The organism is Roseibium aggregatum (assembly GCF_017309185.1).
GTDB classification, from domain to species: Bacteria; Pseudomonadota; Alphaproteobacteria; order Rhizobiales; family Stappiaceae; genus Roseibium; species Roseibium aggregatum_B.
In genome coordinates this window covers 186,292-200,651 of the sequence record NZ_JAEKJZ010000008.1, presented here as the reverse complement: position 1 = coordinate 200,651, position 14,360 = coordinate 186,292, and the positions used below count along the sequence as shown (strand labels likewise).

General features: G+C 63.1%; 13 protein-coding genes. 6 read left to right on the top strand and 7 right to left on the bottom strand.

Annotation, left to right across the window (positions count from 1 at the left end):
• The first annotated feature begins 86 nt into the window (after positions 1–86).
• The 6 genes from dapA to JF539_RS26365 all read left to right on the top strand — a co-directional run bounded on the left by dapA (position 87) and on the right by JF539_RS26365 (position 5,845).
• Entirely contained in the window at positions 87–965 is an 879-nt protein-coding gene (gene dapA / locus JF539_RS26390) for a 4-hydroxy-tetrahydrodipicolinate synthase (protein ID WP_207144213.1), read from the top strand.
• A gap of 86 nt (positions 966–1,051) precedes the next feature.
• A complete protein-coding gene (locus tag JF539_RS26385) occupies positions 1,052–2,029 on the top strand; it encodes a TRAP transporter substrate-binding protein (protein ID WP_207144212.1) in 978 nt (325 codons plus the stop codon).
• Between the two features lie 67 nt (positions 2,030–2,096).
• Positions 2,097–2,609, top strand: coding sequence for a TRAP transporter small permease (locus tag JF539_RS26380; RefSeq protein WP_207144211.1), 513 nt, complete (start codon positions 2,097–2,099; stop codon positions 2,607–2,609).
• On the top strand, positions 2,609–3,895 hold the full coding sequence (locus tag JF539_RS26375) for a TRAP transporter large permease (protein WP_207144210.1): 1,287 nt from the start codon (positions 2,609–2,611) through the stop codon (positions 3,893–3,895). The genes JF539_RS26380 and JF539_RS26375 overlap by 1 nt, the downstream gene beginning before the upstream one ends.
• Before the next feature lie 23 nt (positions 3,896–3,918).
• Positions 3,919–4,332: a DUF3830 family protein gene (locus tag JF539_RS26370; protein WP_207144209.1), complete on the top strand. Its 414-nt coding sequence runs from the start codon at positions 3,919–3,921 to the stop codon at positions 4,330–4,332.
• A 22-nt stretch (positions 4,333–4,354) separates the two neighbouring features.
• The gene (locus JF539_RS26365) at positions 4,355–5,845 is read left to right on the top strand and encodes an AMP-binding protein (RefSeq protein WP_207144208.1); all 1,491 of its coding nucleotides are present in this window, start codon (positions 4,355–4,357) and stop codon (positions 5,843–5,845) included.
• Between the two features lie 49 nt (positions 5,846–5,894).
• Here JF539_RS26365 and JF539_RS26360 read toward each other — a convergent pair whose 3' ends face one another.
• From JF539_RS26360 to JF539_RS26330, 7 genes are all read right to left on the bottom strand, one after another.
• The gene (locus tag JF539_RS26360) at positions 5,895–7,448 is read right to left on the bottom strand and encodes a GMC family oxidoreductase (protein WP_207144207.1); all 1,554 of its coding nucleotides are present in this window, start codon (positions 7,446–7,448) and stop codon (positions 5,895–5,897) included.
• A gap of 32 nt (positions 7,449–7,480) precedes the next feature.
• Complete coding sequence (locus JF539_RS26355; RefSeq protein ID WP_207144206.1) at positions 7,481–8,197, bottom strand: FadR/GntR family transcriptional regulator; 717 nt, start codon at positions 8,195–8,197, stop codon at positions 7,481–7,483.
• Between the two features lie 271 nt (positions 8,198–8,468).
• Positions 8,469–9,644, bottom strand: a complete 1,176-nt coding sequence (gene ppaT, locus JF539_RS26350) for a pyridoxamine--pyruvate transaminase (protein WP_207144205.1) — start codon at positions 9,642–9,644, stop codon at positions 8,469–8,471.
• 50 nt (positions 9,645–9,694) lie between these two features.
• A complete protein-coding gene (locus JF539_RS26345) occupies positions 9,695–10,627 on the bottom strand; it encodes a putative B6 ABC transporter permease subunit 1 (protein WP_207144204.1) in 933 nt (310 codons plus the stop codon).
• 1 nt (position 10,628) lies between these two features.
• On the bottom strand, positions 10,629–11,726 hold the full coding sequence (locus JF539_RS26340) for a putative B6 ABC transporter permease subunit 2 (protein WP_207144203.1): 1,098 nt from the start codon (positions 11,724–11,726) through the stop codon (positions 10,629–10,631).
• Positions 11,723–13,303: a putative B6 ABC transporter ATP-binding protein gene (locus tag JF539_RS26335; protein WP_207144202.1), complete on the bottom strand. Its 1,581-nt coding sequence runs from the start codon at positions 13,301–13,303 to the stop codon at positions 11,723–11,725. The genes JF539_RS26340 and JF539_RS26335 overlap by 4 nt, the downstream gene beginning before the upstream one ends.
• Positions 13,304–13,371: 68 nt before the next feature.
• Positions 13,372–14,358, bottom strand: a complete 987-nt coding sequence (locus JF539_RS26330) for a putative B6 ABC transporter substrate-binding protein (RefSeq protein WP_207144201.1) — start codon at positions 14,356–14,358, stop codon at positions 13,372–13,374.
• Positions 14,359–14,360: the final 2 nt, after the last annotated feature.

The following is a 14,360-nucleotide window of genomic DNA, read 5'->3' as shown; positions in this document are numbered from 1 at the left end:
GGGGAAGCGAGTTGACTCAATATCTGATTGAGTAAATGCTCATTTCAGAGATTTTAGATACAATCAAGATGCCGGAAAGGGCGCTGATGACGTTCAAAGGGAGCTACACCGTCTGCGTGACGCCGTTCGATGCCGAAGGGGCTGTCGATCTCGCGGCGCTGCGTGGATATGTCGACTGGCAGATCGAGGAAGGCGTGCACGGGCTGATTCCGCTCGGCAGCACGGGCGAGTTCCTGTCGCTGACCCGGGAAGAGCGCACCGCGGTGGCCGGGACCGTGATCGAGCAGGCCTCCGGCCGGGTGCCCGTTCTGATCGGAACCGCGGCGGAATGGACCGATGAGGCCGTCGATCTCAGCCGCGAGGCCGAGGCGCTGGGCGCGGACGGCGTCATGGTGGTGCCACCCTATTATTCCTCGCCGACGCACGAGGAACTGATTGTCCATTTCACGCGCATCGCCGAAGCCATCTCGGTTCCCGTGATGCTCTACAACAATCCGTTCACGGCCAATGTGGACCTGACCGCGGATCTGGTCGCACGGCTCTCGGAAGTCGACAACATCTCCTACATCAAGGACACCTCCAAGAACGTCCACCGGGTGACGGAACTTCTGGAAGCCTGCGATGGGCGGATGACGGTTTTCGCGGGCTATTACCCTTGGGAAAGCTACCTGGCCGGCGCCGAGGGATACAGCTCGGTCATGGCCAACATCGCTCCGCGGCTGTCGGCCGAAACCTATGAACGCACCGTGGACGGGTCCGGCGAGGGCCGCGCGCTCTACGTCAGGAGCCTGCCGCTCATCAACGAACTTGCCGGGGACCTTTACGTCGCGGCCACCAAGGCGGCGATGGAGATGATCGGCCGGCCCGCCGGAACGCCGCGTCCGCCCCGTCTGCCCCTGCCGGAGGCAAAGCGGGCCGGGCTGATCGCCATCTTGAAGAACACAGGGCTGCTGGCGGAGGCCTGACGCCGGTCGCGTACCGGAAGAAAACACCGCCCAACCGGAGAAAATCTCCCCTCCTCCCAGAGTGAAACACTGACAAGGATCGACAGATGAAGATTACAAACCTTGCCCTTTGCCTCGCCCTCGGCGCGAGCGTCATCTCCATGCCCGCGATTGCGCAGGAAGTCACCCTGAAGGCCAGCCACAACGCCAATGCTGACGAACCCTATGGCGTCGGCATGCGCGAGATGGCCGAGATCCTGAAGGAAAAGACCGGCGGCAAAGCCGTTATCGAGGTCTATGACAACGCCACGCTCGGCGACGAGATGGAAAGCATCCAGGGAACCCAGATGGGCACGGTGGATATTGCCGTAACGGCAAACTCCACGCTGGCGAACTTCGTTCCGGACCTCGCCGTATTCTCCCTGCCGTTCCTCTTCGAGAACGCCGAACAGATGGACCGGGCGCTCAGCAACCCGGAAGTCCTGGCTGAAATCCAGGCCGCCCTCGACGAAAAGGGCTTTCACCTTTTGACGGTCTTTTCCGCAGGCACCCGCCACATCATGACCAAGAAGCCGATCGAGACGATCGACGACATGTCAGGCCTCAAGATCCGCACCATGCAGAACCCGGCCCATGTGGACACGTTCGCGGCTTTCGGCGCCAACCCGACACCGCTTGCCTACACCGAGCTTTACGGCGCTCTTGAAACAGGCGTGGTCGACGGCGCGGAGGCGGCCAACACCAACTTCTTTTCCCAGAAGTTCTATGAAGTTGCGCCGGACTGGGCCGTGGTCGGCTGGCTGGAACTCGTCGCACCGGTCGTGATGGGCAAGGATGCCTATGAAGCGCTTCCGGATGACATCAAGGCTGCGCTCGACGAGGCCGGGCTTGCTGCCGGCAAGGCGGAGCGTGCGGCCTATCTCGCCAGTGACAACGCCCGCTTCGCCGATCTGGAAAAAGTCGGCGTGAAGATGACCCATCCGGACACGGCGCCCTTCCGCGAAGCGGCCGTCGCCGTTCAGGAAAAGTATCTGGAAACCGACAAGCAGAAGAAAATCTTCGAAATGCTGAAGTCGGTCCAGTAAGGCCCCCATGTCTGCATCTGTCCGGCCGTTTTCGCGCGGCCGGACAGCCATCTGACGAAAGCCGCGCATGTTGACGCTCCTGAAACGCCTTTGTCTTGCCCTTCGCCGCGCGGTCAGCGCCGTCGTCATCCTGCTTTTCGCGGTGATGATGGTTGCGGTCCTCGTGCAGGTGGCCGGGCGCTACCTGTTCAACTATTCCATTGCGCAGGCCTCCGAAATCGCGACCTTCAGCCAGATCTGGCTGGTTCTGCTTGGCGCGGGGGTCGCGCTTGCAAAGGGGCAGCATGTCGCCATCGATATCCTGCCGGCGAGACTGCCGCTGCCGTGGGCGCGAGCCGCGCTGGTCGCGATCGCGCTGGTGGTCCTGTCCTTTCTGGCGGTTCTTGCCTGGGGCAGCCAGCCACTGCTGCGCATGGGAGAGTTCCAGACATCTCCGGCCCTGCGGATACCCATGAAATACATCTATCTCTGCCTGCCGGTCGGTGCGGCCTACATGGCTCTTGAGCTGCTGCTTTCGGTGATGCTGCGCTGGAACGATCCGTTCCCGCCACCCGAGCCGGATGCGGAGGAGATAGTCTGATGGTGATCATCGCAGCCGCTTTCGTTCTCCTGCTCGCTCTTGGGGTGCCTGTCGTCTTTGTCCTGGGCTCCTCGGCGGTGCTGTCCCTCGTTCTGACAACCAACGTGCCGGTGGCCATCGTCAGCCAGCGGGTCTTTGCCGGGCTGAATTCCTTCACCCTGATGGCCATTCCGTTCTTCGTCTTTGCCGGGGTGATCATGGATGCGGGCGGCATCTCCCGCCGCATCGTCGATTTCGCCTCCGCGCTGATCGGCTGGGTGGTCGGAAGCCTCTACCAGGTGTCCTGCGTCGCGGCCGCGGGTCTTGCCGCTATTTCCGGGTCCGGTTCGGCCGACACGGCGGCAATCTCCGCGATCATGCAGCCGCAGTTGCGCCGCCGGGGCTATGACATCGATTTCGGTGCGGCGCTGATCGCCTGCGCGGGTTCGATCGCCCAGGTGATCCCGCCGAGCCTGACCATGGTCATCCTGGCGGTGGTTTCGAACGTGTCGATCGGCGCGTTGTTCATTTCCGGCATCCTGCCGGGGCTCCTGTGTATCGTGATGCTGATGGTCATCTCGTACCTGAGGGCCCGCAACGGCGGGGCGGCGTACCGGGAGACCGAAGCCTTCACGCTTGCCCGTCTCGGAAGGACCGCATGGGCCGCGCTTCCCGCGGCCGGCATGCCCGCCGTCATCCTGGGCGGCATTCTCGGTGGGGTCTTCACACCGACGGAGGCTGCCTCGGTCTCCGGGTTCTATGGCCTGCTGATCGGCGCCTTCGTCTACCGCGACCTGAAGCTGTCCGCCCTGCCGGGCTTGGTGTTGCGCACGGCGTCGCTCTCCTCGGCGGTCATGCTGATCATCGGCACGGCGAGCGTCTTTTCCTGGCTGATCGCCAATGCCAACGTGCCTCAGGTGCTTGGCGGCTGGATCGCCAGCGTTTCCACCAGCCAGGTGGTCTTCCTGATCATCGCCAACATCCTGTTCCTCTTCGTCGGCATGTTCCTGGAAACCATCGCGGCCATTCTCATCATTGTTCCGGTCCTGCTGCCGATCTCCGCGCAGATGGGGGTGGATCCGGTGCATTTCTCGCTGCTCGTCATCCTCAACTGTGCCATCGGCACGGTGACGCCGCCCTACGGTGTTTCCCTCTTCGTGGCCTCCAGCGTTGCCGGACGCTCCGTTCTGGACGTGTCGCGCAAGCTTCTGTGGCCGCTGGCCGGGCTGTTCGTCATCCTGATCGCGGTCACCTTCATTCCCGGCATCTCTCTGTTCCTGCCGCGGCTGTTCGGGCTTATCGACTGAAATCTCAAGGAAAAGAAGAAATCATGGCAAATCTCAAGATCACCATCGCCGGTGTCGAATTCGACGCGCGTTTCGAAGAGGAGAAGGCACCCAGGACCGTCGCGGCCTTTCGCGCGCAACTGCCCTACAAGAGCCAGGTGGTGCATGTGCGCTGGAGCGGCGAGGGAGTCTGGATCCCGCTCGGCGAAACCGACTTCGGGGTCGACTACGAGAACCACACGAGTTTTCCCGCGCCGGGCCAGTTCATCCTCTATCCGGGCGGCATTTCGGAGACGGAAATCCTGCTCGCCTACGGTGGCGTGCATTTCGCTTCCAAGATGGGCCAGCTTGCCGGCAATCACTTCATCACGCTGACCTCCAATCTGGACAAGCTTTCCGAAATCGGGCCAAAGGTCCTGTGGGAAGGCGCTCAGGAAATCCTCTTCGAGGAAGTGTGAGCAACAGGTGTGGAGTGAAGGCATGACCGGGTCGCCAATCAGCTACGGCGCGCGCCTGCGCCAGCTCGCGCAGGAGCGCGGTGCGGCGGAAGCCGTGCGCTTCCTGGCAGCCGGAGGCGGCGAAACGTCCCTGAGCTGGGCGGACCTCAACGCGCTGACCGACCGTTTCGCCCAAGCGCTGCTGGAGCGGGGCGTCGGTCAGGACGACGTTGTCGCCTTTGCGGTCGGCAACGTTCCCTCGCATCTGGCGCTGGCGCTTGCAGTCTGGCGCTGCGGCGCCACGACCATGGTGCTCGACCCCGGCATGCGGCCGGAGGCGGTCCGGGCCATGCGGGAGCGGAGCGGCGCGCGGCTGGTGATTGCGCCCGATCCGGCAGCGGGGGACATGACGCTCGAGGCCTTCGAGGCGCTTGCCGCCGGTATGTCCGAGGCCCCGGTGGACGATCTCGTCTCGGCGCCGGGCAAGATCGTCCTGTCGGGCGGCTCCACCGGTCTGCCGAAGATGATGGCGGACGACCGGCCCTTTACGCGTATTCCGGGACAGAGTTGGGGCCGCGTCGCGCCCCGGCTCGGGTTCCGCTGTGACCAGGTGCAACTCGTTTGCGGAGCCATGTCGCACAATGCGCCCTTCACCTGGGCCCAGAACGGCCTCTTCGAGGGCAACACCCTGGTGCTGATGGAACGCTTCGATGCGGTGCGCGCCCTTCAGGCCATCGACCGGTTCAAGGTCGGTTTCGCCATGCTGGTTCCGACGATGATGGTCCGCATGCTGGACCGCCTGAAGGAGAGCGGCGCGACGCTGGAAAGCCTGCACGCGCTTTACCACACCGGGGCGCCCTGCGCCTCCTGGCTCAAGGAAGCCTGGATCGAGGTGCTTGGCCCCGAACGCGTTACCGAAATGTACGGCTCGGGCGAGAACACAGGGCAGACAGTCATCTCCGGTGTGGAATGGCTGTCGCACCGGGGCTCCGTCGGCCGGGGCTTCGAAACGCAAATCCGCATCTATGGCGAGGATGGTCAAACGCGTCCTGCCGGCGAGAGCGGCGAGATCTTCATGCTTCCCGACGACACCGCCGGCCGCAGCAGCTACATTGGCCCGGAGGCCCCGGAGCCGAAACGGGATCGTGACGGCTACCAGTCCATCGGCGACACCGGCCGGCTCGACGAGGAGGGATACCTCTATCTCGGTGGGCGCCGCGACGACGTGATCAACACCGGCGGCGTCAAGGTCCATCCCGAGACCGTGGAAGCGGTGCTGCATCGCCACCCGGATGTTCTCGACGCGGTTGTCTTCGGCATCGCCGATCGCGAGTGGGGACAGAAGATGGTCGCCTGCGTGGTGTCCAAGAAGGGGCGCAGCCTCGACAGCAAGGCTTTGCACGACTTCTGTGCCGGTCACCTGAGCTCCCAGGAAATTCCCAAGGTCTTCCGGTTCCACGACAACCTGCCCCGGGACGGCTTCGGAAAAATCCGGCGCAAGGCTCTGCGCGCCGAATTCGAACCGGCTATTTGAAACCTCCGGGCTGATTATCGGTTCTCGTCGACGCCTCGCTATTCGCGGTTTACGCCACGTCGAGAAGATCCGACGTTTGCAGGAACTCCGCTGCAAACGTTTCGGCGACCGCGAGAATGGCCGCATGGACAGGGCCGGAGGTCAACGTGGGGAGGACAGAGGCGTCGACGATGTGCAGATTGTCGAGCCCATTGACCTTGAGGTTGCCATCCACGATCGCCTCCTCGTCCGCACCCATGCGGCAGGTGCCGATCGGGTGGTGATGGGTGATGGCGGCCCGTGCGATAAACGCGTCGAACTCTTCAGCGGTCCGGACGTCCTTGCCGGGCAGCACTTCCTCAAGCCGCCAGTCGGACATGTTCTCGCTGTGACCGACCGCCCGGGCATATTCCAGCGCGCGGCGGAAATGCGCCCTGTCGACCTCCGTCTGCAGATAGGCGGGATCCAGCACCGGTTTGTCGGCAAGGCCGGCGCCGGTCGGTTTCAGGAAGCCACGGCTCGTCGGGTGGGTGACGCCGAAGAGGAGCGTATAGGCCTCACCGGGCGCCGGTGCCTCGAAGCATTCCGAAACGCTCGGCCCGGTCACGCAACCGAGTACCACGTCGGGCTTGCCGTCCGATTTGGTCATGTCTTCCGCGCTCAGATACATGAGCGATTCTGAAAGCTGCAGTTTCGAGGGCGGAACCGGTTTTTTGGACCGGTAGACGTTGCCCGCTCCGAGCAAGTGGTCCTGAAGGTTCTGACCCAGGGCTTCGCGCCGGAGCTGGAGCGGCACGCCGATGCGCGCGAGATCCTCTTCCGGGCCGATCCCGGAGCGCATCAGAAGCAGGGGATTGGCGATGGTGCCACCGCTCAGGATGTATTCGTCGGCGATGAGCGTCTGGACCTTGCCGTCCCGCAGGACGTCCACGCCGCTCACGCGGCCCTTGTCCATCAGAAGTTTCAGGACCGACGTTCCGGACAGAACCGACAGGTTGGAGCGGCCCATGATCGGAAACAGATAGGCATCCGCGACACTCACCCGCTGTCCATTTCGGATGGTCAGCGAGTTGGGTGTGGTCCCGATCAGATTGGGGCCGTTGTGATCGCTCAGTTTGGGAACGCCCAGGGATTGCCCGGCCTGCATATAGGCTGAGACCACCGGGTTGACATCGGCACCTGGAAGATAGACGGGCAAGGGGCCTTCGGTCCCGTGATAGGCGGTTCGCCCTTCCGAGAAATTCTCGCTTTTGATGAAGCCCGGCAGCAGGCCTTCATAGGACCATCGGGACGAGCCGGTGGCTTCCGCCCAGGGCTTGAAGTCGTCCGGATGGCCCCGGACATGGGCCATGGCATGCAGGCAGCTCGATCCGCCGAGAACCTTGCCGCGCGGCCAGGCGTGACGCCGGTCTGCCGTTCCCGGCTGCGGCACGGTCTCGTAGCACCAGTCAAAATCCCGCCCCTGGATGAACGGCCACATCTGCGGCACTGCGATGTCCGGATCCGTCGGTCTGCCCCCTGCTTCCACGAGGGCGACCGACGTTTGACCGTCTGCGGAAAGCCGGTTCGCCAGAACGCATCCGGCTGACCCTCCGCCGACAATAAGGACATCGTATTTTTCCATGGACCATGAACCTCTGCGGTTGGGAATGGGACCTAAGCGGCGTCGACGGAACCGACGCCAAGGCGGCTGATGATCTTGCGTTGAACCACGGCCAGGTGCTCCCACATGGCTTTTTCCGCACTGTCCGGGTCTCGCCGGGCGATGGCGCTGGCAATCTCTTCGTGCTCCGCGTCACGCGCCGCGACACGTTCCGGCGTGGTCTGGCTGTCGCTGTCGGCGAAGCGGAGACGGCTGTCGTTCTGGACCTGGTGCAGCAGGACGTGCAGTTCGCTGGCCAGGCTGTTGCGCGACCCGGCCGCAATCGCCCGGTGGAAGAGCTGGTCGGCCTCGCTCGGATTCATGCCGGCCGGAGACTTCGCCGCACTCAGGATCCGCTCGATCTCCGCCGGAGACGCGCGCAGTGCCGCCAGCCGCGCCAGGGCGGGTTCCAGAAGCATGCGCATTTCCATGACTTCCAGCGGATTGGTCGACTGGGCGATGCGTCCGCTCTGTACCGTACCGTTCGGAGAATTGGCACGCCGCCCGGTCTTGGCCGGTTCGACCTCCCCCAACTCCCGCAACACCTGCAGGGCCTTGCGCAGCGTATGCCGCTTCACGTCGAGTTTCTCGGCCAGTACACGCTCGGGTGGAAGTTCTCCTTCGCTGCGCTGGATGTCGCGCAGGCTCTCGATCAGGTTTCCGAGCTTCTTCGGGACTGCGTCGGGGGCATTGGAGGTGCCGTTGTCTGAAGATTGAGTACTTTTTTCCATGCTCAAATTAGTCAAGTGTTTCCTCCCGCGGAAATTTTTCTTTTAAAGATTCGATATTGCCTTTGGTGAACGAGGCAAATTCCTCACGCAGTTCTGTTGAATAAGAAGAATAATTCATCTTCTTTTCAATCGGTTGCGAAGTGGTTGTTAAGGCCATCCGAACTCCATTTTGAACTGAGCTAGAAAATACCGAATTTATCCTGAGTAGGGAACCTTTTGAGCATTCGATCCAGAAAATCCAACCAAAAAAAGTCCGGTTCCACTGATTTGGTCAAGAGGCAGCGGCAATCACCTCCATAGCGGCGGTGACACCTGCGCCGACATCGTAGGCCTTGCCGGTCAGCTCCGACACCGCGCCGCCGAGCGCGGTCAGGGCCACAATTGCGTAAAGCGGTTCCGCCGTCGGACCCATGTGGCCGATCCGGACGAGCTTGTCATGGGTTTCTCCCCGGCCGGAGGAAATCATGACGCCGAACGTCTCCCGCATCTTTCCACGGAGCGCGGCATCACTCACACCTTGGGGCAATGTCACGGACGTTGCGGTCGGCGAAGCAATATCCTCCGAGGCCGCCCAAAGGCTGAGACCCATGGCCGTCACTCCGGCCCGGCAGGCCCGGGCGGTCAGCGCATGGCGGGCCCAGACCGTCTGCGCTCCTTCCTCGAGGTACCGGTCGACCGCGGCCTCAAGACCGTTGATCTCCGCGACCGACGGTGTGAAAGGGAACGGGTCGGTCGCCTTATGGGCGGTCTTCCAGTCGGAAAGGCTCAAAATGGAGGCCGACGGCGCGGTCGGATTCGTCTCGATCTTCTTCCAGGCCGCATCGGAGACAGACAGCAGCGACAGGCCGGGAGGGCAGCCGAGGCACTTGTTCGGGCCGGTCACGAAAATATCCGCCTTGATGTCGTTGGGCAGGACGTCCATGCCGCCGAAGGAAGAGACGGCGTCGACGATGAAGATAGCGCCGCTCTTCGCCACGATCTCACCGATCTCCCGGACCGGATTGATGGTGCCCGACGGCGTGTCGTGGTGGCAGACGGCGACAACCTTGATATCCGGCCTCTCGGCAAGCGCTTTTTCCACGCTGGCGGGATCTATGGCTTCGTTGAAGGGCACGCGGATTTCCATAAGCTCCTTGCAGTAGCGCTGAAGCCAGAAGCCGTAGCCTTCGCCATAGACGCCGGAGACGAGATTGAGCACGGTGTCCTCGCCGGAGACGGCGGAAGCCGCCGCCGCTTCCAGCCCGAGCACCGGTTCGCCCTGCAGGATCAGCGGCGGTTCGTCGGTCGCCATGACCTTGCAAAGCTTGCGCGAAACCCGCTCGTAAGTCTCCTGAAACACCGGGTCATAGTCGTAAAGCACCGGACGCGCGAGGCCCTGAAGGACTTCCGGGTAGCAGTTCACCGGACCGGTGGTCAGCGTAAAGGTCGGCTGTCTGAGCTTGGACATGGATCTCGGGTCTTTGTTTCAGGGAAGAGGAGAAAGGAGCGGCATTTTCGTCAGCGCTCCCCCCGGGCGTAGGCCGTGCCGAGCGATACCGGCAGGTTCGCCTTGCTGCCGAGCACGATCAGTACGGCCATCACGGCGGCAAAGGGCAGCATCTGGATGACGTCGGTCGGAATGTCGATGCCGGCGACCTGCAGCGCGGTGGTCAGGGAGAGACAGGCCCCGAACAGCGTTGCGCCACCCAGCACCCAAAGAGGCCGGCCGCGGGCGAGCATGGCGAGAACGATGCCGATGAAGCCGTTGCCATGGGTCATGAAGGGCACGAAGATACCGGCACCGACAATGGCCATGAAGGCGCCGCCGAGACCGGCCAGCGCGCCAGTCGTCAGGACCGCCACGGTCCGCACCTTGAGAACGTCGACGCCCGAGGAATCGAGAGCCGCCGGCTTGTCGCCCGCGGCCTGCAGGGCGAGGCCGAAATGGGTGCGGCGGTAGAGATAGGCGAAGACGGCCACCAGAATCAGCGCAAAATAGACGACCGGTTCGCGGCCGAACAGGGCCGGGCCGATCACCGGGATGTCGTGCAGGACCGGAATGTCCCATTTCAGGGTGGCCGGCAGGCGCGGATAGGTGCGGCTGAACTGGAAGTGATGAAGGATCGCGGTCGCACCCTCGGCACCGAGGGTCAGCGAGATGCCGATGACGATCTGGTTGAGGCCCATGCGTACGCACAGAACCGCCATGAACAGGGCGACGAACATGCCGCCCCCGGCACCGGCGATAAAGCCGAGTCCCATGGATTCGGTCTTCCAGGCGATCAGGAACCCGGTATAGGCGCCGGCCAGCATCATGCCTTCGATACCGATATTGAGAACGCCGGATTTTTCCGACATCTGCTCGCCGAGCCCGACCAGGAGGAGGGGAATGCCCGCCGAGATCGCCCCGGCCAGAAGAGCCGTCAGGAATGCTTCGGTGAAGAGCGCCATCTTAAACCGCCTTTCCCTTGCTTCGGCGCTGGTCGATCATTTCGGCAACCGCCATCAGAATGAGCAACGTCGCCATGGTGACGAGGGTGAAGTAATTGGGAACGCCGAGCCGCCGCGCAGCACTCTCGCTGCCGATGGAAAGCACGGAGAACAGGAACACGAAGGCGATGGTGGCGAAGCCGTTGAAACGAGCCAGGAACACCAGCGGCACGATGGTCAGCGTGTAGGCCGGGTTCCAGTCCGCGCGCACATTGCCGTTTTGTCCGAGCACGGAGACGGCGCCGGCCAGGCCGGCAAGCCCGGCGGAAATGGAAAAGACGATGACGGTCAGGGTCGCGACCGGCAGCCCGGCGTGCACCGCCGCCTTGGCGTTGGCGCCGACGATGCGCAGACGCAGGCCGAACGCTGTGCGGTTCATCGTGAAATGAACGATCAGAACCGCTGCCAGCCCAAGCAGAACGCCGCTGGAAACGGTCGTGTCGAACAGTCTCGGGAGGCGGTCCGGAACGGCCAGGGTGCGGGTTTGCGGGACGGTCGTTTCCGGATCGAGAAAAACGAGCTTGACCAGGACGTTCGCCAGCGACCCGCCCAGGAAGGTCATCATCATCGTGGTGATGATTTCGTTGATCCCCTGATAGGCCCGCAGAAAGGCGGGGACGAGGGACCAGACGGCGCCTGCCGCGGCACCGATGGCAAGGCAGAGAAGCAGCATCAGCCAGGCAGGCAGAGCGTCGACCAGTTCAGGCCCCGCGGCGGCCACAAAGACGGCGCCAAGAATGAACTGGGCATCGCCTCCAAGGTTCCAGATGCCGGCCCGGAAGCAGACAATCAGGCTGGCGGCGATCAGAAGCAGCGGCCCCATCCGGGTCAGCGTCGCCTGCACGCCGGATGGCGACATGACCCCGCGCTGAAAGATGTAGCCGTAGTAATCCAGCGGGCTGACGCCCATCGCCAGCAGAATGAGACTGGCGATGACAAGCGTTGCCAGCACCGGTCCGATCGTGATGATGAGAAAGTGAAGCCGGTCGTCGTGCATGTTCAGCCGGACCTTGCGTTCCTTTCCGCCCGATTCAGGCGCGATTGCTGTCTCGCTGGTCATTCGCCAACACCACTCATCAGTTCTCCGACGCGCTGGCGCGCCGTTTCGTTGTTGTCCACGATTCCGACGATGCGCCCCTGCGACATGACGGCAATGCGGTCGCTCAGCTCCAGCAGCTCATCGAGTTCCGTGGAGATCAGCAGAACCGCCTTTCTGGCGTCCGCGGCTTCGCGGATGCGGTTTCGCGAGGCGGCGATATTCTGAAGGTCGAGCCCGTAGGTCGGTTTTGCGAATATGACCGCCCGGGTCTTTTCGCCGAGTTCGCGGGCAAGCAGGAGTTTCTGGATATTGCCGCCCGACAGCTTTCCGGCCGGCGTGCCGATGCCGGGTGTGCGAATGTCGAACGCCGCGACCTTTTCGGTCGCGTTTCGGGCAATCTCGGCCGGCTGCTCCAGGCCATGCTTCCAGAAGGGCGCGTCCCCAATCTGTTTCAGGAGGAGGTTCAGCGACACCGGGAAAGCGCCCACGATGCCCTCGCCGAGCCTATCGTCGGTCACATAGCTGAGCCCCAGGTTGCGGCGGCCGCCGATGGACTTGTCCTCGATCGACACGCCGTCCAGATAGATGCGTCCGTTTCTGACCGGGCGCTGGCCCGCAAGGGCTTCGGCAAGCTGCACCTGACCGTTGCCGTCGATACCGGCGATGCCAACGACCTCGCCGGGGCGGATCTTGAGTTCGATGCCGGAAACCGGCGTCGCTTCGTCATCCACTTCCAGCGCAAGGATCTCCAGGATCGGCTTTTCGGTTTCGTCGAGTTTGTGCTGGGGCGGCGGCGTGTTTTCCGTTGCTTCGCTGCCGGTTGTCCGGGTGCCGAACATCAGCCGGACGATCTCGTCGTGCGCCTCGGTCTTGTCCATGGCGCGGAGCTGTTCAGGCGGCAGACCGCCGACCTTCTTGCCCAGGCGCAACACCGAAATCCGGTCGCCATAGGCCACGGCTTCATTGAGTTTGTGGGTAATGAAGACGACACCCCGGCCGTCCTGCGCGATCAGCCGCATCAGATTGCCGAGCTTTTCCGCATCCTTCGGCGTCAGCATCGCGGTTGCTTCATCGAGGATGAGAAACCGGCTGCCGCGCATGAGAGCGCGGACGATTTCAGCCTGCTGGCGTTCGCCAAGCGAAAGTGCGCTTGTCAGGGCTTCGGGCCGGATCGTGATGCCGACCGAGTTCGCGGTCTTGCGCATTTCATCGGCAATTCCGCGCCTGTCGGGTTTTTGCCACCAGGGCCGGCCCAAAGAGACGTTTTCGGCCAGGGTTAGGGTGGGGGCCAGCATGGAATGCTGGTAGACCGCGCCGATTCCGAGGTCGAGCGCGCGCTGGGGCGAGGAGAGGTCCTGCGGGACACCGGCGACCTCGATCTCGCCTTCACTTGGCTGCTGAAACCCGGTGAGCATGCTGACGAGGGTCGATTTGCCCGCGCCGTTCTCGCCGAGCAGAACATGAACCTCCCCGGGCCAGAAGTCGATCGAGATCCGGTCGTTGGCGACGATGCCGGGAAACCGCTTGGTCACATTCTTGAGGGATACGAGCGGACCGTCTTGGTCAAGCGCGGTCGCGGCTGCTGAGGTTCCGGCCATTCGTCTTGCCTTGTTGGGGAAAAAGTGCCGGGCGAAGGATCGCCCGGCCAGTCGGCTACAAGTCGGTTTCAGTCCAGCTGGGTTACCAGCGCGTGCACCGAGTCCGCGTCGAACTTGGGCTCGACAACGATCTTGCCGTCGATGATTTCCTGACGCAGATCCATGACCTGGGCCCAGATATCGTCCGGGACGTGCTCGGTCTTGAGAAGGGAAACGGAACCGTCCGCGAGGTTGATGTCGTAGTTCCGGGTGCCGAACTTGTCGGCTTTGATGTCTTCGATCATCGCGGTGTAGACCGGTGTCAGGTTCCACAGCACCGAACTCAGGAGATAGCCCTTGTCGATCGAGGTCTTGTCGCCGATCACGTCGATGAAATAGACCTTGCCGCCATCGGTCGCCTTTGTGGTTTCCACCGCCTGCAGCATGCCGAAGGAGGAGCCGTTGCCCTGGCCGAAAATGATGTCGGCACCGGCCGCGATGAGGGATTCGGTCACGCGTTTGCCGCCTGCGGCGTCCGCATAAGCTGCCGGGCCGATCACCGCGTAGCGGATGACAGTCTCGGGGTTTTCCGCCTTGACGCCTTCGGCGAAGGCAGCGGACTGGGAGTTCCACGAGGGCGGCTCACCGGAAACCACGATTCCGACCGTGTCGAGACGGCTCATCTTGGCGGCAAGACGTCCGGCCAGATAAGCGCCGGCGTGACCGCTCGCCGTATAGTCGGCCACGGCGCCTTCTTTCAGGGCGGAGGGGCTGTCGACGATGGCGACCTTAACAGCGGCTTCACTGCCGATTTCCGGCGCCGCCGTGTTGTAGCCGCTGGCGTGAGCGATCAGGAGGCCATGACCTTCTTCGGCCAATTCCCGCAAAGTGGCGCGAACGTCGCCATAACCGAGGTTCTCAGCAGTCACGACTTCGACGCCGGTGGCTTCGCCGGCAGCCTTGGCGCCGTCAACACCCTGCTGGTTCCAGCCGAAATCGGTGCCCTGCTCGGGGGTGAGAATTGCGATTGATTTGATGTCTTCTGAGTAGCTTGGCGTAGATGTAGCGGCAAGCAAAG

Coding starts and splice junctions, on each gene's coding strand:
- dapA (WP_207144213.1), top strand. CDS start 87: ATGACGTTCAAAGGGAGCTACACCGTCTGCGTGACGCCGTTCGATGCC.
- JF539_RS26385 (WP_207144212.1), top strand. CDS start 1,052: ATGAAGATTACAAACCTTGCCCTTTGCCTCGCCCTCGGCGCGAGCGTC.
- JF539_RS26380 (WP_207144211.1), top strand. CDS start 2,097: ATGTTGACGCTCCTGAAACGCCTTTGTCTTGCCCTTCGCCGCGCGGTC.
- JF539_RS26375 (WP_207144210.1), top strand. CDS start 2,609: ATGGTGATCATCGCAGCCGCTTTCGTTCTCCTGCTCGCTCTTGGGGTG.
- JF539_RS26370 (WP_207144209.1), top strand. CDS start 3,919: ATGGCAAATCTCAAGATCACCATCGCCGGTGTCGAATTCGACGCGCGT.
- JF539_RS26365 (WP_207144208.1), top strand. CDS start 4,355: ATGACCGGGTCGCCAATCAGCTACGGCGCGCGCCTGCGCCAGCTCGCG.
- JF539_RS26360 (WP_207144207.1), bottom strand. CDS start 7,448: ATGGAAAAATACGATGTCCTTATTGTCGGCGGAGGGTCAGCCGGATGC.
- JF539_RS26355 (WP_207144206.1), bottom strand. CDS start 8,197: ATGGAAAAAAGTACTCAATCTTCAGACAACGGCACCTCCAATGCCCCC.
- ppaT (WP_207144205.1), bottom strand. CDS start 9,644: ATGTCCAAGCTCAGACAGCCGACCTTTACGCTGACCACCGGTCCGGTG.
- JF539_RS26345 (WP_207144204.1), bottom strand. CDS start 10,627: ATGGCGCTCTTCACCGAAGCATTCCTGACGGCTCTTCTGGCCGGGGCG.
- JF539_RS26340 (WP_207144203.1), bottom strand. CDS start 11,726: ATGACCAGCGAGACAGCAATCGCGCCTGAATCGGGCGGAAAGGAACGC.
- JF539_RS26335 (WP_207144202.1), bottom strand. CDS start 13,303: ATGGCCGGAACCTCAGCAGCCGCGACCGCGCTTGACCAAGACGGTCCG.